This window comes from Chitinophaga sp. W3I9 (assembly GCF_050434025.1).
Lineage (GTDB): Bacteria > Bacteroidota > Bacteroidia > Chitinophagales > Chitinophagaceae > Chitinophaga.
In genome coordinates, this window is sequence record NZ_JBNPWC010000001.1 from 6,859,115 (window position 1) to 6,877,895 (window position 18,781).

Here is an 18,781-nt window from a genome sequence, read left to right on the forward strand (position 1 = left end):
ATGAAGGTATTTTTCAACAAAAGTGAGGCTTGCTGATGATGACTACGACCGCATCCAACTACTGCTACGCGCAGGCGTATTTTCTGTTTTAAACGTACTCACTTTTATTGAAAACCAATACATTAACATGTGTTACGAAATCATTACCAAATGGATCACCAGCCATCCGATGCAGCAGGTTTAACATTCCGGTAATATTGGTTTTATACTTTCGGTGCATATCCGCACTATGATATATGTTATTGCCATCGGAGCATTTCAGGCACTTACCGCAGTTGCTTTACTAGGCAGCAGTAAGTTGCGCAGTAAAGCAGATTTTCTGCTGATCCTGTTGCTGTGTAGTATTGCTGCGCATCTCGCTATCAAGTTTTGCATTTATTCATTTGTGAACGACCCCGAAGTGCGTACGCAGATGAATACATTTATCGGTTTTTGCTACGGTCCGTTGCTGTATTTATATGCCTGTCAGCGGCGGGATACCGCGTTTATTCCTGCTTCGCGGTGGTATGTTTTCCTGCCGTTTATGCTTGGCGCAGTGGGCTATCTTACGGTGGTATGCGTATTGATGTGGTCCGCGGATGCCGGTCATGCTGTATTGTATTACTACAATGAAACCACCACATGGCTAATGATGGTGTTGGGTTTCCTGTTTCCGGTATTATCACTCCGCATTGCGAAACAATTACCTGATATGCCGCAGGAGAAGAAGCTGATCAACAGTATCAGTTACCTGCTGGGCATTATCAGTATTATTTCATTGGGATTTAAAACCGCGCAATCGGCGCATATGCTGGATGGCTCGTATAATATTATCTGCAGAGATATCGTATATTCCTTACTGTTAGTGGTGTGCCTGGTGATTATCAGGTACAAGTATGTGGGGATCATGGGCACGCAGCCGGTGAAAGTAATAGCCGGACCAGCAGCGGAGGTATTGCCTTCCCGCAAAATGCATCTCAGTACTGATGAGCAGCGGCTGCTGTTACAATCGCTGGAAGCTTATCTTCATAAAACAAAAATATTTACGGATGCGGAGCTGAACCTCGATAAACTCGCGCAGGGCGCCGGGATCAGCAAGTATCATATTTCAGAAACGCTGAACAGTTATGCCGGCAAGTCGTTTTACCAGTATATCAATGAATGGCGTATCCGGCGGGCGATGGAACAGATCCGTTTCATGAATGAAAAAGCGTTGCCGGTGAACGTGTTAACACTGGCGTATGATTGCGGCTTTAAAGCCAAGTCATCTTTCAACCAGTATTTTAAAAAGATAACCGGCCTTACACCTACTGAATATATTAAATCACTGGTGGCTGCCAGCGTAACTATTCACGACTGAAGGACTATATAGTTCTGTAGAAAATATCCGTTGTACTTTATCTATTTCTGCCGCATACATTGTTTTCTTCCGTGTACCGAAATACAGGGTATTTTCCATGATCGATTCTCCTTCCCACGCCAGTTTCATGCTGCCTGTTTCAATTTCGCGGGCGCACAAAAAGTCGGGTACTACTGAAAAACCGGTTTCTCCACTGAGACAGCGCACAATAGAGCAGATATTTGGAACAATGTAGTTGGGTTTAAAATCCATTTGATGATGGAAGTTGAACTGCCAGAATCGTTTCAGGTGCTCCATGTCCGCCGCGGTGCTGTACCACAGCTGTTCTTTCAGCCAGTTCTCCGCTGCTTTGAGATCTTTTTTCTTCAGTAAAGCGTTCAGTGGTTTGATATCTGTTTTGCCACCGGCCACCAGTACAATTCTTTCTTTTGAAAAAGGTTTAAACTCCAGGTTTTTCTGATCCCCTTTTTGCGGTGTGATAATAAGATCCAGCAATCCTTTATCGAGGTCGTTGATCATTTGCGGGTAGTCGCCGAATTTGATGATGACGTTAAAGGGCAGGGTGGCAATATATTTCTCCAGTGTATATTGAAATGTTTCAAAGCACATACCAATGCTGATGGTGGCTCTGTCGGCCCTGGTACTTTTATGAAAAAGCTGTTCTGCATTTTCCAGTTTGAGTAAAGGTTCCTCGATAAAATTATAGATCACTTTTCCTCTTTCGGTAGGCACCAGTTTTTTGGCCGAGCGATCAAATAATTTATAGCCGGTATATGCCTCGAGGGAATTGAGGTGCAGGCTTACGCCTGGTTGCGAAATAAAAAGCTCCTGTGCCGCCCCGGTGAGGGTGCCCTGTTCATAGATGGATTTGAAGGTACGGAGCCATTCCAGGTTGAGTCCCATATAATATCATTTTTCTGATACAAAGGTATAAGTTAAATAATTATGATAATAATAAATTTTGGAAGAATTTTGCCTTATCAAAATACGAAGACGATGCTTTTTACAGAATATACGCTAGGCGGACTTCACCTGAAAAACAGGATTGTAATGCCGCCAATGACCAGATCCAGAGCGGCCCGCGGCGATGTAGCCACCGCATTGATGGCAGAATATTACAGTCAGCGTACCGGGGCGGGCCTGCTGATATCAGAAGGCACACAAATCAGCCGCCAGGGCCAGGGCTACGCCTGGACCCCGGGTATTTACAGCCCGGAGCAAATAGCGGGCTGGAAACAGGTAACAGACGCCGTGCATGCCAATAATGGCCTCATCTTCGCCCAGTTGTGGCATGTGGGGCGGGTTTCGCATATCTCCATACAGGAAAACGGCGCCGCGCCGGTAGCGCCTTCCCCTATCCTGGCAGAAGGCGTGAAAGTATTTGCCGATCCCACAGGAAAAGGAGCCGAAAACGGCGCCGGGGAAATGATCCAGCACTCTATGCCCCGCGAGCTTACCAAAGCCGAAATACAGGCTATTATCAGTGATTTTGCGCAAGCCGCTAAAAATGCGGTGGCAGCTGGCTTCGACGGCGTGGAATTGCATGGCGCCAATGGCTACCTGATTGAGCAGTTCATCGATTCACAAACCAATCACAGAACAGATGAATACGGCGGTTCGCTGGAAAACCGCTTGCGCTTCCTGAAAGAAGTGGTAACCGCAGTAGCAGATGCCATCGGAAAGCACCGTGTAGGCGTGCGCCAGGCCCCGTTGACCACGTTGATGGGCGCTATGGACGATCATCCGGAAGAAACTTATATCGCGGCAGCCAAGGTATTGAACGACATAGGCATTGCCTATATCCACATCGCGGAAGCCGACTGGGACAATGCACCCGTGATGCCGGTGGCTTTTAAGGAAGCTTACAGGGAAGCCTTCTCCGGTACCCTTATTTACGCCGGCAAGTATACTGTTGCCAGGGCGGAAGAAGCGCTGCAGAAAGGATGGGCAGACCTCATCGCTTTTGGCCGCCCTTTTATTGCCAATCCCGATCTCCCTTACCGCCTGCAACACCAGTTGCCGCTGAATGAGCCTGACAGGTCGAAATTTTTTGGTGGCAGTGCGGCAGGTTATACCGATTATCCGATTATTAAAAAAACAACCAATGCTATTATTTGAACCATATACCGGCAAAGGCCTGACATTAAAGAACAGGATCGTGATGGCGCCCATGACACGCGCACGGAATCCTAACGGAATACCCAATGAAATGAATGCGTTGTACTACCGGCAACGTACCAACGCAGGACTCATCATCACGGAGGGCACTTCCATCTCCCCTACAGCATCGGGCGTATTGCATATTCCCGGTTTGTTTACACCGGCGCAGGTGGAAGGCTGGAAACTGGTTACCAGCGCTGTTCACGCAGCAGGCAGTAAAATATTCACGCAGTTGTGGCATGTGGGCCGCGTATCGCATACCACCAATCAACCTGGCGGCGCTGCACCGGTAGGCGCTTCCAATATCCAGGCCGCCAACTCGCATGCATGGGGCTACAATGAAAACGGCCAGGAAGCTTTTGTTCCCTGCGCTGTTCCGGTAGCCTTAACTACCGAAGGTGTAAAAGCAGTGGTACAGGATTTTGCCAATGCCGCTGCCAATGCAGTAAAAGCGGGCTTCGACGGAGTAGAACTCCACGGCGCCAACGGTTACCTGATTGAGCAGTTCCTGAATCCTTTTGTGAATAACCGCACGGATGAATATGGCGGCAGCATCGTTAATCGCAGCCGCTTTTTGCTGGAAGCCATCGATGCCTGCATTGCCAATATTAGTGCGGCAAAAGTAGCGATCCGTCTTACGCCGTATGGAGGCCTGCATGAAATGCCGCACTATGATGAATTGGAGACTACCTATAATTATCTCGCTGCGGAACTTGGCAAGCGGAACATTGCCTATATCCATATCATGGACCAGCAGTCGAGAGGCAGCTTTGCTTTACCCGACGGCTTCCTGGAACGGTTCAGACAACAATACAACGGCGTGATCATACTGGCAGGTGGTATGAACCGGGAAAAAGCGGAGCAGTACTTAACTGACGGCATCATCGACCTGGCTGCATGGGGAGAACCTTTTATTGCCAACCCTGATCTCGCTGACCGACTAAAAAACGACTGGCCATTAAATAAACCCGAACGGAATTTACACTATGGAGGGGCCGCACACGGGTATACAGACTACCCGGTGTACGAAGCAACACGATAAAAAGAAAGCATTACGATTCATACCGTAATGCTTTTTTTATGGAATTGATTTTTCTTAGCTGAAGATAAAACCGTTGTAAAATACTGAACCCGCCTGTGACAGCGGGTTCAAGTCAACTAAAACAAACTTTAGCCATTGGGCATCCGGCTATTAGCATACCCAAAAAGTTTCCCCGCAGGAGATAAACTGTGTGGTGGGCAAAGTACGTTCTTTGCTTTTCTCCTGTGGCGCTTTACTAAGGCTGGCAACGGTAATTTTTGTGAGCTTCAGCTTTGAAGTGATTTTCTTTTTCATATTGATACAGATTTAGGTTACTTCAATCTACGATAAGAATCTGTTACCATCAATCACGTAAAAAGGGGATTTATCACTGCTGTGCTCCTTTGCTGATCTTGTTATTAACGATACGGGCGTTGCCGTCGATATCCAGACTACCATTCACTGCTTCAGAGATCACTGCACCGGTATTGCGGGCGGGTGAATTGGGAGCAATGTGCAGGTCCGGTATTGTTGTACTGATAAGCAAAGGATCTGTACCATACACGGAGCTGGCATCGGTGCCGGAAGTGCTTTTCCAGGTATTGAAATCCGTAATGATATTTGTATTGGTACCATTCCAGATCCATTGCGGCGTACCGGTAGTGAAGTAAAGGTTGTTATCGATGACATTACCGGAGCCGGTACCGGTATATTTATGCACAAAGATATCTACCGGCCTCGCATATACGATATTATTACGGATCACGTTATCAAAGCATTGTTCCGTGAGACGGATCTCTCCTTCTATTTCGCCAAAAGCGCCCGGCTCGCGGTCGTTGAACAACAGGGTATTGTTTACCACGTAGCAATTGCGTGTACCGCCGGATGTATAACCGAGGTAGCCGCCGAGATAGATGCCGGTGCGCCAGCAGTTAGACACAAAATTATTCCTGACGATGCAATTGCTGGTGGGATATGCATCATTTTCACTTACGATACCGATGCCGCGGTCGGCTTCATGGATGCGGTTTCTTTCCACGGTAATATTCCGGGCGCCGTCTACATAAATAGCGATAGCGCCGTGACCATGCGTTCCGCCAACGGGGCCGCGTGTCATGTCAATGTTATACAATTCATTTTCGGTGATAAGGCCATTTCTTGCATAGTTCAATGCAGGGTTGGTATTGGCCGCGTAGCCACCGGCTGCATCGATACCAATGTTTTCGGTGTTGTAGATCGTGTTTCTCCTGATCGTAAATCCATCTACATAACCATTGATGGTGAGGTTTTCGCTGTACCCGGTTTTAGTGTCATGAATGATATTATCTTCCACGAGGATGTTCTTCATCACATCGGCGGTGTTGCCGATAATTTCGATGCCATGACCGCTCCTGCCCTGCGATGGTTCCACGTTATGTTCTATGTTATAAATTTTATTTTTCCGGATGATGATATTACTGGCACCTGCGTCTGCTGTAATCCCATTCACATTTGCCCATGCTGCAGTACTTTTTAAATTGCAGATATCAAATCCCTCCAGCACCACATAGCTTGTATTACTGATAGTAACCAGCGCTTCCCTCCCGGTAACGATCATGCCGGTGCCATCAATCACCGCCTTTTCACCGGGATAGGCTTTGAGTGTGATGAGTTTTTCCAGCCGGCCGGCGCGTGGAAAAACCACCCTTTCCCCGTAAGTACCGGCTCTCACCATCACGGTATCGCCGGGAAGCGCCTTTGCCAAAGCGATGTTGATGCTGCGTACCGGTTTGCTGATAGTTCCTGCAGCCGAGTTATCGCCATTAGCGGCAACGTAGTAAGTGTGGGTTTGTGCGGCATCAACGGTAGTAACAGCGGTAGATCCTTTACTACAGGCGCCGGCCAGCATAGCGAATAGAAAAAAATACATGTTCCTGTTTAACATCTTTTTAAAAATAAACGGCGGCAGTAAGTGACCGCCGCCGTGGGTTTGCATATAGTTTATTCTGAAATTATTTTCCTGACCCTGTTATTATTCTTATCCAACACATATACGATCCCATCTTTGTCCACTGCTACGCCCATTGGTGCATTAAACGAGGCGGCAGCGCCGATACCATCTTTAAAACCAGCGCTGTTGCTACCGGCATAGGTAGTCACGTTCCAGGTGTTAGCGGAAATAGCGCGGATACTTTCATCGGCATTAGCGCCGTAACTGCCATTACCAGCCACATATATATTGCCGGTAATGTCTACTGCTAGTCCCCATGGATTTGCAAATCGTGCAGCCGTACCCGTGCCGTTTTCATAACCTGCCACGCCGGTAGCGCCGGCAATAACAGTAGGCTGCCACGTATCCGCTTTAAACTGGATAATAGTATTGCCCGTGTTACTGGATATGTAAAGATTGCCGGCTTTGTCGAAGTCCATACCACCTGGCGCCGTAACGCCATTAATAATAGCCACACTGCTGCCATCCGGCTTCATTTCAAAAACGCCGCCGCCGCCGGTACTGCAATAATATATTTTGCCGGATGTTTTATCTACTGCAACATTCCAGGGTTCCTGTACTGTACCTCCCAGGGTAGTGGTAGTACCATCCGGTGTAATTTTGCGGATGCTCCAGGTGCCCGGATCCGCGGTATACACATTTCCCTGTGCATCCAGTGCCAGGCCGTATGGAATCTGGAAACGCGCCGCAGCACCTTTGCCATCATCGCTTCCGCTGTTACCGGGACTGCCGGCCAATACAGTCGCATTTCCTTCGCTGTCTATTTTACGGATACAGGCGTTGCCCGGATCTGCCACATATACGTTCCCGTTATCATCCGCACCAATCCCCATCATCCGGTACCAGCTTTGCCCGTTAAAACTAAACAGTGCGTCAGCGCCTTTTCCGTTGGCAAATCCGGCGGTACCGTTGCCGGCAAGTGTGGTGACTGTTCTGGAAAACACGTAGGTAAACGGCGTACTGCTCACCACACTGTCTTTTCCAACTTTCACCACGAGGTTGCCGGTGCCGCATTTCTTTGGCACTATTACCATAATCTGTTTCGTATTGGCGTTCACGATAGCACAACGTTTACCATTGATCGTAACAGTGATATCGGATGTATCGGCAGAGAAATTATCACCTGTAATCAGTACTTCCGTGGTACTGCCGCCGGTAGCGGGAATGAAGTCGGTAAGCAGCACCGGTTGCCCTTCCGCGTGTTTCAGATCGTCGTCTTTTGAACATCCCGCCAACAGGGCAGACATCAGTAAACAACCTTTCAGTATATATGAATTCAGTGGCCTGATCATAGCAGTTAGTTAAGAATTAAATAAAGAAAAAATTACCAGCCCGGGTTTTGCACTAATGCGCGGTCCCTTTCCAGGTCCTGTTGCTGGATAGGGAACATATACATCTTATTATCCCAGTATCTTTTCTGGAAAAGTGTGCGGGTATAAAAACCGGTGAAAGAAAATCCCTGGTCATTATCTTTCGCATTTATATTCATGCCGTAAATCGCCTGGTTTTCCGGTTTACTCATCAGCAACCGGCGGATGAGCGTGTAATAACGATCGCCTTCAAAGCAAAATTCTACTTGTCTTTCTCTCAAAATATATTTCCTCATTTCTTCCTGGTTACCTATGGCACCCGGATATACGGTTTCAATGCCCGGCAGGCCTGCGCGTGTTCTTACCTGGTTAAGGTATTTCACGATATCCGGATTAACCGGATCATACTCATTTAATGCCTCTACATAGTCGAGTAAAATTTCTGAGTAACGGATAAGGATATACGGAGAACGGTAGGCGTCGGTAGACATGCTGCGGAGGTTATCGTTCGGGCTCAGTAATTTAGCGGGAAGGTAGCCGGTGATGATGTTGCTGCCCATTCCCTGCATGCCTGATTTACCACTGTAGTAAAACTCCTGGCGGCCGGTACCATCTTTATTTTTTTCAGAAGAGAAATAGTTTTTATCATCTACTGATACCGCTGCAATCACCGGGCGGCGGTTGTAAGCGATGTAAGCATAGAACCTTGGTTCACGCTTTGCGTACATGTTCCAGTCGCCTTCCTTATTTTCCCAGTAATGCTCACCATCCTGTGCAGCAAAGCCTGTTTCTACATAGTTGGAAGTAGGGTCCGTAATGGTTTTACCATTGTTCATATAAAAGGCATCCACCACGTTTTGTGTAGCGTTGTACAGGTTGTACCCTGCAGGGCCGGGAGAGGAACAGATGGTATATCCCCAGCGTTGCCAGTTCATGGAAGCAAGGATAATTTCATCATTCCAGGAAGTAAGGAATACATCTCTTACAGAAAGAAACGGATCGAAGGTAGTACCGCCGTTATCGAGGTTGGTAAACAGTTTATACTTGTTGGAATCGATGATCGCTTTTGCTGCCTGTGCGGCGATGCGCCATTTATTTACATCGAAGCCGGCGGGCGCCAGTGGTGTACCATCCTGGTTTTTGAACGCAGCAAGAGCGGGATTACCGTTCCACAAGGGGCTTGCCGCCCACTGTGCAACTTTTGCTTTTACAGCGAGACAAGCGCCACGGGTAGCACGGCCATTATTACCTGAGGAGCTCCATACGAAAGGAAGTCCGGCTGCCGCGCCGTCCATCATTTCATTGATGAACTTTACGCAGGTGTCGAAAGGCGCTCTCGGGTATTTGTTCATGTCTTCATCCTGGCTAACAGTACCGGTGAGCTTCACGAATGGTCCGTATTGTCTTAGCAGCATCCAATAAAAGTAACCGCGCAGGAAAAGGTTTTCCGACTTGTATTGCGCTTTCAGTTCGTTGCTCAACTGATCGGCAGGTACTTTATCGATATTTTGCTCGAAGATGAAAGATTTCCGGATGGCAGTATAGTAGCCGCCCCAATTATAGAAGTACCAATCGGACGCGCTCCAGTTGCCACCCACCATGTACCTTACCGTAGTACCGGGAATGGAAACAGAGAGTTCATCCGCGGCGCCGATGCCGGCATAGTCGCCGCCGGCCTGGCGGGCGCTGTAGATATTACTCAGGTATGCTTCCGCGTTAGCCCTGGTTTGCCAGATCTGATCTTCAGTGAGAAGGTTATCCGGCTTTTTGTCCAGGTACTTGCTGCAGGATACCAGTGTGATGGCAATGATACCGATGAAAAAAAGTAACAGGTATTTATATCTGGTCATAACAATAATCTTTTTGATCTTGATTAAAACTGTGCTCTTACACCCAGGGTAACGGTTTTCGGATAAGGATACCTTGCCGCGAAATTGCCCAGTTCCGGATCCCATAATTTGAACTTCGTGAACGTGAGCATGTTGGTAGCAGTGGTGTATACCTGCAGACTGCTGATGCCTTTGCGTTTCATATCCGGTGTGATAAAGGAGTAGCTGAAAGTGGCCTGTTTCAGACGCATGAAACTACCGTCTTTAATCCACCAGCTGCTACTTAAATAGTTATTGTCGTTGGTATTAGCTACGGTAAGACGTGGATAGCGCACATTCTGACTGGGATTTTCCGGTGTCCACCTGTTCATCATATCTTCCAGTACACTGGCGGAATATTGCCCCATGCCGGCGAAAGGAATAACACCTACGCCATCGGCCCCGGCGCCATTGCCGCGTACATCTATGCCATTGGCCATAATGCCTACATCTGCCACGCCTGCAAAAACGGCAGAGAGTTCAAATTTCTTATAGCCAAAATTAAAGCCGTAACCGTATGACCAGGTAGGGAAACTGGATTTACCTAGATAGGTTTGGTCGTTACCATCGATCCTGCCATCGTTATTGAGATCTGCATACTTTATATCACCGGGATGCACTACCCTGAACTGTTGCGGGCTTTTCTCCACATCATCCTGACTGGTGAATAACCCGAGGCTCTGGTAGCCTTTGAATTCGCCAAACTTATGTCCTTCCTGTTGTGCATATGCATACAGGGCTATGGGATTATCTGCGTAGATGATCTTGTTTTTGGCGTAGGTAATATTGCCGAATAAACGAATCGAAATATCTTTTCCGATATGACCGGTATACTCCATGCTGCCATCTATTCCTTTATTCACCATTTCACCGATGTTACCATAGATACTGCTGGAGCCGTATCCTGCAATGGGTGAAATGGATTTGCGGGCAACCAGGATCGCACTTCTTTTATCCTGGAATCCATCTATGATAATATTCAGTTTATTCCACAAACCCACTTCCAGGCCGATATCGGTTTTAGCAGATTTCTCCCAGGTGAGGTTTTCTGTACCGATTACATCTGCATTAACGCCTCCATTATAGGAAGGCGTACCGGAGCTGCCGAAAGACACTCCAGGCGCACCGCTATTATAATAAGTGAGATAACCAAAACGGTTCCCGTCGATCTGGTCATTACCTGTCATCCCGTAAGACCCGCGGATCTTCAGGAGATTGATCACTTTGGTATAAGGCAGGAAAAAGTTTTCTTTGGAAATCACCCAGCCAACGGAACCCGCCGGAAAGTAACCCCATCTTTTTCCCTGTTCAAAGTTTTCAGATCCGGTGGCGCCCATATTCATTTCTGCCAGGTATTTATCCATATAGGAATAAGTGACCCTGGCTGCAGCGCTCTGGTTACGGTAAGGAATGGCTCCTTTTACATCTCCGGCAGAACCCACCAACCTGTTACGGATACTACCTACCAGTAATCCACCGAAATTATGTTTACCAAAGCTATGATCATAGGTGAGGTTACCTTCCAGGTACATCATGCGTTCGCCGGTGGAAGAGGCTCCATAGCCCAGGTAAGTACTGCCTATCCTGGTTTGATTATAAAAGAGACTACCATCTTCGTTTCTGCCGGGCGCATAAAACAGGTCATTTACACCGGTTCTGCTGTTATCAAATTCGCTGTAAGTATCAAAAGAAAACCGGGCATTGGCGCTCAGTCCTTCTGTAATTACATCCAGTTTCTGATTAAGGGATAACACGGATTGGATGGAAGGTCTGAATTCTGTGGAGTAGCCAGCGTTTTGTACCAGGTTAAACGGGTTGGCACCACCGTTGTTAACCGGGCCTGCCCATTTACCATCCGGGTAGGATACCGGGAAAGAGATGGGATTGGTAGCGTAAGTGGAATACCAGATAGAACCGGCGGAGTTACCCGGGTAGCGGGTGTTTACCAGCATGGAAGCCAGGTTGAGGGAAAGCAGTGTTGTTTTGGTGACGTTCAGGTCCACGTTGCTCCTGAAATCATATCTTTTGAAATTGAGGTTGGGATTGTAGCCGATGTTATTCACTTTGTATTGTCCGTCCTGGTTGTAAAACGACATAGACACATAGTAGCGCATGGCTTCTCCGCCGCCGCTTACATTCACATTGGCGTTTGCCATAGTGGCCCAGTCCTTATAAATAGTTTTGATCCAGTTTACATTTGGATAGATATATGGATCGAGTCCGCTGGCTGTTTTACGGATCAATTCATCAGAGTATACCGGTTCATCGCCGGCATTGGTACGGGCTTCGTTATACAACTTCATATAATTCACGCCGTCCAGCATTTTCGGCATCTGGGTTAGCCCGCTGAAACCCGTTTCTGCTTTAGCGGATACCTTTGGTTTACCGGCCACCCCTCTGCGGGTGGTGATGATCAGTACGCCGTTGGCGCCTTTCGCGCCATACACTGCGGTAGCGGAAGCATCTTTCAGCAGCGAAATACTCTGGATATCTTCCGGATCAATGTTATTAAAAGCGCCGCCGTAGGTGCTGTTTACATCTTCCCTTTGCACGCCATCAACAATGATGAGCGGGGAAACGCTTCCCTGGAAAGTACCGATACCGCGGATGGTGAAGTTGGGATTGTCATAACCCGGTTCCCCTCCGGCGCTCTGCATGGATATTATGCCAGCTACCTTGCCCACCAATGCGTTAGTTAAGGAGCGCACCGGCGTTTGCATATCGGCCATATTTACGGTGGATACGGCGCCCGTTACCGTTACTTTTTTCTGGCTGCCAAAACCTACTACCACCACTTCGTTCAGCTTATCCACCTTTGCGGTTAAGCTCACTTTGAGTGTTTTCTGATTCACCACTTTTACTTCTTCGGGATTCATGCCCATCATCGCCACTTTGATGATATCATCTTTGTTGGCCGCAATGGAAAATACGCCCATTACATCGGTAACAGTTCCTTTCTTACTGTCTTTTACCGTAATAGTGGCGCCAGGCAGGGGATTTCCATCTACATCCATTACCTGCCCGCGCACCAGCCACTCCGATTGTTTCTCTGCCGCCGCGGTGACCGTGGTTTCCGGCACCGCTGCTTTCTTGTCGAGTACAATGCGGTTACGCTGCAATACGTAGCTGATATTTTTATCTTTAAAAATAAAAGCCAGTACTTCCTCCAGTTTTGCCTGCTGGAAGTTGAGCGACATTTTTTCCCCATCGTTCAGCAGTTGATTGCTGTACACCAGGGTAAGCCCTGTTTGTTTTTTGATGGCCCGGAAGATCTGCAGGAGGGTTACCTCATTACCGGTAACCGTGACGATTGACTGCAGTGAAGGCGGCGGTGTTTGCGCCTTCACGCTCGAAAAGGAAGTGCATATAAGGGTACAGAGCACCAACATGCGCACTACGTTTCGCATAGCCAGCTGGCAGTGGCGTATACTTTTTCTCATTCGGGAATGTTTACAAGTTAAAATGATGGTACAGCAAATCACCGTAGCAAATGCTTTCATCACAACTACATCGTTTTTCAGAAAACGGGTGACAAGGAGTAGTAAAAATATTTTTTGAGAGAAGAAAAATCTATCTCAGGGTAATTTCATTACCTGATAAATGGTATTCGATATGGGCAGTTGTTTTAAGATCGGATAAGAAATCCTCCAGCCGGTTACGGTCCATCAGGCCCGTTACCACCTGTCCGGCTTCTTTATTTTTGTCTAATACAAAGCGCATCCCGTAGAAGCGGGAAGCGGCGGCGATCAGGGTTGTAAGCGGCATGCGGTGGTAATAGTAAACCCCGTTGCGCCAGGATAACACTTCTTCTTCATCAAAGTGGCTGGTAACAAATCCCTGTCCGGCGTTGTAGTCGGCCTGGATACCCGGTTGCAGGGTTTGGCGTTCGCCCGTTTTCCCTTTGGTGATAACGCTGCCCTGTACGAGGGCCGTTTTTACTGTTCCCGGCTGATAGGTGTTAATATTAAAAGCTGTTCCCAGTACTTGTACGCTGGTAAGTGCTGTGTGTACAATAAAAGGCTTTTCCGCATTGGCGGCCACCTTAAAATAGGCTTCCCCTTCTACATATATTTCTCTTGCCGCCCTGCCGAAATGAAAAGGAAAACGCAGCCTGGTGGCGGCATTCAGCCACACTTCCGTGCCGTCCGACAAGGTAAGCTTGTAGCTTTCGCCGGCAGGAACGTCGAGGGTATTTAATACGGTGTCGGCAGAAGTATATTGCAGGGCGCCGTTGCTGGTGTTCAGCGTGGCGTTGCTAAGTGCGATGGTTTTGGCGCTGCTGTCTTTGCTCAGCTCTACTTTTTCGCCGTTACTCAGCAACAGGCGAACCGGTTGCTTTTGCTGCTGCATGGCCACCGATGGCGAAGTTACCGGTGCTGTGCGGGTAAAGAAATAGTACGTACCGCTGCCTGCCAATAGCAGTATAGCGGCTGCGGCCAGCCACTTTTTCAGGTGTATGACCGGGCGGCGTGTTGTTCTTTCTTCCTTAATGCGGTGCAGGGCCGCATCAGAGTCAATCTGCTGAAGATACCTGTCTGTATGAAGGGTCATGCTCTCCTGTTCCAGCTGATCCCACTGCGCTTTGAAGCCGGCATCATGCTGCAGCATTTCCTGGACATACTCCTCCTCTTCTGCGGAGAGTGTTCCCGACAAACGTTGTAGATATAATTCAAATATTTTTTCCTGTGCCTGCTCCATTGTTAACAAAACGCGGGCTAATACCCCTTATTAGTAATTGCATGACGTAATACTTTCAGCCCTCTTTTCAGGTGGGTTTTGAAAGAATTGATACTGATGCCCATTTCATCCGCTGCTTCCTGGTACCGTTTTCCCTGGATATACACCATTTGTATAGCCGATCTTTTTTGTACCGCCATATCGTTGATGGCCGTTAATACCTGTTTATAATAATCCGGTGAAACTTCGGTGTTTACCATACAGGTTTCATCCTGTAACTGGGTGAATGCCACTTTATTTTCCAGTTCCGCCTTTTGCTTTTTAAGATACGTGAGGCAACGGTTTTTGACAGCCTGATGCAGGTATCCCTTGATATCACCTGAAAAATGAAGGTATAATTTTTTGTCCCAAATGTCCAGGAAGAAAGTCTGTACAAGATCATTGGCTTCTGCCTCATTCCGCAGGAACCAATAGGCATTCAGGCAAAGCAGCTTGTGATACTTCATAAATAAAGCATCATATGCTGAAGCATCGCCTTCCTTTAACCGCTGCACCAATACTATGTCTGAAGAATGACTCATGTAACCGGAACCTTATTGGTAATTATTCATTACAGGTAGCTTAAACACATAACATATCTGTAACGCTGCCAATTGGCAACCTTATTACAGTGACTTTGATTAAATGATCCGGAAGAAATTTAATTCTTCCATTGTTCACGTTGATACTAAAGATTTTGGCTAATTGACTATTAAACTGGAATCAAGGTAAATAATAAAATCGGAAAATTATACGGGCGCGGTAAAAAAATTAAAAGCCCCGGTAAAGGATACCGGAGCTTTGTTTTCATGGGGGTTTCAGTAGATAGCCTATAATTTAAAGAAGATCTTCTTTTTAAACAGCCAGTAGCACAGGCCCCATTCCAGCGCCAGTACTGCAAAGGCGGATAATATTTCCCGGATGCTTTCCGGGATTCCGGCCAGCGCGGTAAATCCTTTTACAAAGATGCCGGTGGTGGGATTTACCCATTGAGCGCCTACCGTTTCAAAGAAGAGGTAAATAAAAATAGCGTTCATACCCACTACGGTGGCTATCCAGGCGTAACGCACATTTTGTTTTACATCTATAATCCAATACAGCAGGGCCATTACCAGCATTTACCCATCCCCCGGAAGCCAGTGTAAAAGAGGCAGTGGCAATCCGTTTGATGATCGGCGTGATGCCTGCCAGGTCCAGTCCGAACCCGGTGACAAGCCCTATCAGCCCTGCGATCACCAGGATCTTTATTTTCTGCGCCCGCGGCCGGTCGCTGATCAGTAACTTCCCGGCCAGCGCGCCCCAGATGGTATGCGCGGCGGTGGGGATAAAGTTAATGGTCACCCATCCGTCAGGGTTGATCTTACCCATCAGCACAGTATCCATAAAAGCTCCGAAGTTATGACCTTGTATAAATGGCTCTTCGAAACCGGGCAATAAAACAAACCGGTACATTAAATCAGTTGCCAGCAACAGTAAAAGGCTTATGGCCAGCTGGAAACCAAAGGAACGGCGTATGATAAGGTAAGCGATCAGGGTGGTTACAGATAACTGCGTGAGCACATTCCATAACTCCCATACTAACCTTCCTGCATATACGCAATGGAGGGCAGTACCAAATATAAACAACTTTAAACAACGCAGGGCAATATGCCGGAAATTTTGTGACCAGGTAATACCCTTTTGCGTTTTATAATAGTAAGAGATGAACATCGCAGCACCGGCCATTGTCATAAAAGCAGGTTGCACCAGGTCCCAGGCCCGTAGCCCGTTCCAGGGGTGGTGAAAAAACTGCGTTATTAGACTGCCGGCTACCCCCGTGGGGTGTAAATGTGCTATCGACTCATAGATGCGGGCGCTTTCTCCGGCCAGGAGAATCATAATAAGGCCACGCATCACATCCAGGGAAATCAATCGTTGACTGACATTGGTTGTTTGGCTCATTGTCCTGTTTGTAGGCTTAAATTAATAATTTATTCCGGCATATTTAATAAAAAAGCGGCAGCGCCTTCATCGGGGATGGTGCCCAGCTGTGTGGACCAATCGCTGGAAGTGGCCACCATGCCCAGCCGTATAGCCGTTCCCGTAAAGCCCTTTATTTTTGAGCGGTCCAGTTTTCCTTCAAAACGGATGGTCCCCCCTTCTTCTTTAATGGTGCCCATCGTAAAGAAATCCGTTCCTGATTGCACATCGAAACTGAAGCTGGTTTGCGGTCCGTTATGATAATACATCGCCATCGGGATAGGCGCCGTGTTCTGATTGAGCAGCAGCTGCCCCTCCAGCAATACATCGTAAGCCGCGCCGGTAAACAGGGAAGTGATCAGGCCCGTGGCGTCGCTGTTGTCGCTGTCGATATACACGTCGAAAATAGCGCCATCGGCCAGTTTACCGCTCATCTCTCCATAGAAATACATAAACTGTCCGTCGTAATCGAATTTCAGCTTTTTGAAAACGCCGCCTGCCGGACCGGCAGTGATCACATTCTGGCTGATGGTATCCCAGTCGGCCAGGCTGTTATCAGTGAGTTTCACCGGTGAGGTTTTGGAGATCCGGATCACGGTAGACCCTTCCGCAGTAACCCCTGCAGCGGAAGTGGCGTACAGGGTTGGCACATATTTACCCTTACCCTGGTAGGTATGCACCGGGCTTTGCTCGGTGGAATTAGTACCATCGCCGAAGTCCCATTTCCAGGAGGTAGCACCGGTAGTAGTGTTATTAAAAGATACCTGGTTCCCTTCTACTTCAATGGTATATACTACCAGCGGCGCCGGGTTGGTATCGTCTTTTTTACAGGCGGAAGCTGCGCACAGCAGCATAAATATATAGAGCAGTTGCTTTTGCATAATCAGGTGGTTTTAAGGATTCTGTACGCACAGTTTATTGGTTTCTATTTCATCGATGGGGATGTAATAGATGATCTTCGGATTATCAGGCTGCACTACCATGCCGGCATAACCGGAAGGATTTACTGCCGGGTTGATATCCGATTCTTTCAGGCCCGGTAAATGATAACCCCAGTAGGTTCTGTTCATGGGCTTCTTATTGCGGTACACATCATAGGCGCGGTGACCTTCAAAGGCGAGTTCCAGTCTCCTTTCCTTTAGCACCACATCCAGTGCGGTTTTCCCGGCAGGCAACTGTTGATGATACAATGCACCCGACAAGCCGCGGTTGGTGCGGATCATATCCAGGTCGTCGAGCGCCGCGGCTGTTTTGCCCGCTTTGGCTTCGGCTTCCGCCCTGTTCAGGTACATTTCCGCAAGGCGGAAAAGAATGGGTGAGCTCAGCGTAGGACTTCCCCCCTGACCAGAGAATTTGGAGATATAGTAGATATCGATGCCATTCTTTTGCTGCAATACGCCATTGTCATCTTTCAGGGGTATAATATATTTCCAGCGTACATCTTCCGGGTTAGCGGACATGGTATCCCTCAGCGACGCGGACGCAAATTCTTCTCCCCAGCCGGAGTTACCGTTGGAATAGATCATAGAGGCGATAGAACCAAACTTACCGTAGTCGTCCAGTTGCGTAAAGGCCACACAGAAAATGGTTTCAGTACCGGCGGCTGCGTTGGCAAACAGATCGGGATAAGTAGCGGAGGTAGCCAGTGAATAGCGGCCGGATGAAATTACCTGCGATGCGAAGTAAGTGGTGCTGTCATTGTTCCCTTCATACAGGTATGCCCTGGAAAGCAGTGCCCATGCCGCTTCGCGGGAAGCGTACTGTGATCCCCTGCTTTGCGACATCAGTTCCGCTCCTTTCCTGGCGTCTGCAATGATCTGTGCATATACTTCTCCTACGCTGGCCCGTGCCTTTTGTGCAGGATCGCTGGTAGAAGTACGCAGGATTACACCGGGAGCGCCGGGGTTCTGTGCGTATGGCATGGCGAATAATTTCACCAGGTTAAAATGACTGAAAGCTCGCAGAAAGTAGCATTCACCCAACATCTGTTGCGTGGTAGCATCAGGATTGGCCTGCTTTTCCACCGCTTCAATAACGGTGTTGGCGTCGTTGATAATTTTATAGGAGATATACCAGAAATAGCGTGTATTCGTTTGCGTTGGCGAGTGGCCAAGTGAGAAACTATAAAACAGGGGATCTTCTGTTGTTTGTCCGCATACAATATCATCGCTGGCAAAATCCGACAACTGGAAATACTGCCGCAGGTACATGTTGTTATCATCGGTGGTACCATTAAACGGCACGTGATCTTTCAGCAGTGAATATGCTCCGTTCACGGCATTTTTCAGCCCTTCGGGAGAACCTGTAATGGTTTCTGTGGTGAGGGCATCGCTTGGATTCACATCTTTCATACAACCTGTTTGCCATAACAACACAGGCAGTAGTATTAATATTATAATCGCTGATCTCATGACAGGC

Annotated in this window: 16 protein-coding genes; 4 read left to right on the plus strand and 12 right to left on the minus strand. The window is 47.9% G+C overall.

The features are described from left to right. Nucleotides 1-22 precede the first annotated feature (22 nt). Complete coding sequence (locus QFZ51_RS27695; protein ID WP_429050659.1) at nt 23-184, plus strand: hypothetical protein; 162 nt, start codon at nt 23-25, stop codon at nt 182-184. 45 nt (nt 185-229) lie between these two features. Further along, a complete protein-coding gene (locus tag QFZ51_RS27700; RefSeq protein WP_429050660.1) occupies nt 230-1,339 on the plus strand; it encodes a helix-turn-helix domain-containing protein in 1,110 nt (369 codons plus the stop codon). On the opposite strand, the gene QFZ51_RS27705 is transcribed toward QFZ51_RS27700, so the two are convergent. Further along, nucleotides 1,304-2,242 (minus strand): LysR family transcriptional regulator, encoded by a 939-nt coding sequence (locus tag QFZ51_RS27705; RefSeq protein ID WP_429050661.1) that lies wholly within the window; start codon nt 2,240-2,242, stop codon nt 1,304-1,306. The genes QFZ51_RS27700 and QFZ51_RS27705 overlap by 36 nt on opposite strands. 93 nt (nt 2,243-2,335) lie before the next feature. On the opposite strand from QFZ51_RS27705, the gene QFZ51_RS27710 reads away from it, so the two are divergent. Continuing rightward, nucleotides 2,336-3,457 (plus strand): alkene reductase, encoded by a 1,122-nt coding sequence (locus tag QFZ51_RS27710; protein ID WP_429050662.1) that lies wholly within the window; start codon nt 2,336-2,338, stop codon nt 3,455-3,457. Further along, on the plus strand, nt 3,444-4,541 hold the full coding sequence (locus QFZ51_RS27715) for an alkene reductase (RefSeq protein ID WP_429050663.1): 1,098 nt from the start codon (nt 3,444-3,446) through the stop codon (nt 4,539-4,541). The genes QFZ51_RS27710 and QFZ51_RS27715 overlap by 14 nt, the downstream gene beginning before the upstream one ends. 150 nt (nt 4,542-4,691) lie before the next feature. On the opposite strand, the gene QFZ51_RS27720 is transcribed toward QFZ51_RS27715, so the two are convergent. The 11 genes from QFZ51_RS27720 to QFZ51_RS27770 form a co-directional block, all read right to left on the minus strand. Beyond that, nucleotides 4,692-4,835 (minus strand): hypothetical protein, encoded by a 144-nt coding sequence (locus QFZ51_RS27720; RefSeq protein ID WP_370908241.1) that lies wholly within the window; start codon nt 4,833-4,835, stop codon nt 4,692-4,694. A gap of 73 nt (nt 4,836-4,908) precedes the next feature. Then, nucleotides 4,909-6,429, minus strand: coding sequence for a hypothetical protein (locus QFZ51_RS27725; protein WP_429050664.1), 1,521 nt, complete (start codon nt 6,427-6,429; stop codon nt 4,909-4,911). Between the two features lie 71 nt (nt 6,430-6,500). Next, a complete protein-coding gene (locus tag QFZ51_RS27730; protein WP_429050665.1) occupies nt 6,501-7,802 on the minus strand; it encodes an IPT/TIG domain-containing protein in 1,302 nt (433 codons plus the stop codon). A gap of 32 nt (nt 7,803-7,834) precedes the next feature. Continuing rightward, a complete protein-coding gene (locus tag QFZ51_RS27735; RefSeq protein ID WP_429050666.1) occupies nt 7,835-9,670 on the minus strand; it encodes a RagB/SusD family nutrient uptake outer membrane protein in 1,836 nt (611 codons plus the stop codon). A gap of 23 nt (nt 9,671-9,693) precedes the next feature. Next, on the minus strand, nt 9,694-13,128 hold the full coding sequence (locus QFZ51_RS27740) for a TonB-dependent receptor (RefSeq protein WP_429050667.1): 3,435 nt from the start codon (nt 13,126-13,128) through the stop codon (nt 9,694-9,696). Nucleotides 13,129-13,258: 130 nt separating this feature from the next. Beyond that, nucleotides 13,259-14,386, minus strand: a complete 1,128-nt coding sequence (locus tag QFZ51_RS27745) for a FecR family protein (protein WP_429050668.1) — start codon at nt 14,384-14,386, stop codon at nt 13,259-13,261. Between the two features lie 17 nt (nt 14,387-14,403). Then, nucleotides 14,404-14,946, minus strand: coding sequence for an RNA polymerase sigma factor (locus tag QFZ51_RS27750; protein WP_370908247.1), 543 nt, complete (start codon nt 14,944-14,946; stop codon nt 14,404-14,406). A 288-nt stretch (nt 14,947-15,234) separates the two neighbouring features. Then, nucleotides 15,235-15,441, minus strand: a complete 207-nt coding sequence (locus tag QFZ51_RS27755; protein WP_429050669.1) for a hypothetical protein — start codon at nt 15,439-15,441, stop codon at nt 15,235-15,237. Next, nucleotides 15,410-16,345: a DUF5009 domain-containing protein gene (locus QFZ51_RS27760; RefSeq protein ID WP_429050670.1), complete on the minus strand. Its 936-nt coding sequence runs from the start codon at nt 16,343-16,345 to the stop codon at nt 15,410-15,412. The genes QFZ51_RS27755 and QFZ51_RS27760 overlap by 32 nt, the downstream gene beginning before the upstream one ends. A gap of 29 nt (nt 16,346-16,374) precedes the next feature. Next, nucleotides 16,375-17,244 carry a PKD domain-containing protein gene (locus QFZ51_RS27765; RefSeq protein ID WP_370908249.1) on the minus strand — a complete coding sequence of 290 codons (870 nt, stop codon included), beginning with the start codon at nt 17,242-17,244 and terminating at the stop codon, nt 16,375-16,377. Nucleotides 17,245-17,256: 12 nt separating this feature from the next. Beyond that, nucleotides 17,257-18,774, minus strand: a complete 1,518-nt coding sequence (locus tag QFZ51_RS27770) for a RagB/SusD family nutrient uptake outer membrane protein (protein ID WP_429050671.1) — start codon at nt 18,772-18,774, stop codon at nt 17,257-17,259. Nucleotides 18,775-18,781 lie beyond the last annotated feature (7 nt).

Excerpts from the sequence above, each read along its gene's own strand:
- QFZ51_RS27750 (WP_370908247.1), bottom strand. The coding sequence starts at position 14,946 with ATGAGTCATTCTTCAGACATAGTATTGGTGCAGCGGTTAAAGGAAGGC.
- QFZ51_RS27745 (WP_429050668.1), bottom strand. The coding sequence starts at position 14,386 with ATGGAGCAGGCACAGGAAAAAATATTTGAATTATATCTACAACGTTTG.
- QFZ51_RS27760 (WP_429050670.1), bottom strand. The coding sequence starts at position 16,345 with ATGAGCCAAACAACCAATGTCAGTCAACGATTGATTTCCCTGGATGTG.
- QFZ51_RS27705 (WP_429050661.1), bottom strand. The coding sequence starts at position 2,242 with ATGGGACTCAACCTGGAATGGCTCCGTACCTTCAAATCCATCTATGAA.
- QFZ51_RS27710 (WP_429050662.1), top strand. The coding sequence starts at position 2,336 with ATGCTTTTTACAGAATATACGCTAGGCGGACTTCACCTGAAAAACAGG.
- QFZ51_RS27755 (WP_429050669.1), bottom strand. The coding sequence starts at position 15,441 with ATGAACGCTATTTTTATTTACCTCTTCTTTGAAACGGTAGGCGCTCAA.
- QFZ51_RS27740 (WP_429050667.1), bottom strand. The coding sequence starts at position 13,128 with ATGAGAAAAAGTATACGCCACTGCCAGCTGGCTATGCGAAACGTAGTG.
- QFZ51_RS27725 (WP_429050664.1), bottom strand. The coding sequence starts at position 6,429 with ATGTATTTTTTTCTATTCGCTATGCTGGCCGGCGCCTGTAGTAAAGGA.
- QFZ51_RS27735 (WP_429050666.1), bottom strand. The coding sequence starts at position 9,670 with ATGACCAGATATAAATACCTGTTACTTTTTTTCATCGGTATCATTGCC.
- QFZ51_RS27770 (WP_429050671.1), bottom strand. The coding sequence starts at position 18,774 with ATGAGATCAGCGATTATAATATTAATACTACTGCCTGTGTTGTTATGG.
- QFZ51_RS27700 (WP_429050660.1), top strand. The coding sequence starts at position 230 with ATGATATATGTTATTGCCATCGGAGCATTTCAGGCACTTACCGCAGTT.
- QFZ51_RS27730 (WP_429050665.1), bottom strand. The coding sequence starts at position 7,802 with ATGATCAGGCCACTGAATTCATATATACTGAAAGGTTGTTTACTGATG.
- QFZ51_RS27715 (WP_429050663.1), top strand. The coding sequence starts at position 3,444 with ATGCTATTATTTGAACCATATACCGGCAAAGGCCTGACATTAAAGAAC.
- QFZ51_RS27765 (WP_370908249.1), bottom strand. The coding sequence starts at position 17,244 with ATGCAAAAGCAACTGCTCTATATATTTATGCTGCTGTGCGCAGCTTCC.
- QFZ51_RS27720 (WP_370908241.1), bottom strand. The coding sequence starts at position 4,835 with ATGAAAAAGAAAATCACTTCAAAGCTGAAGCTCACAAAAATTACCGTT.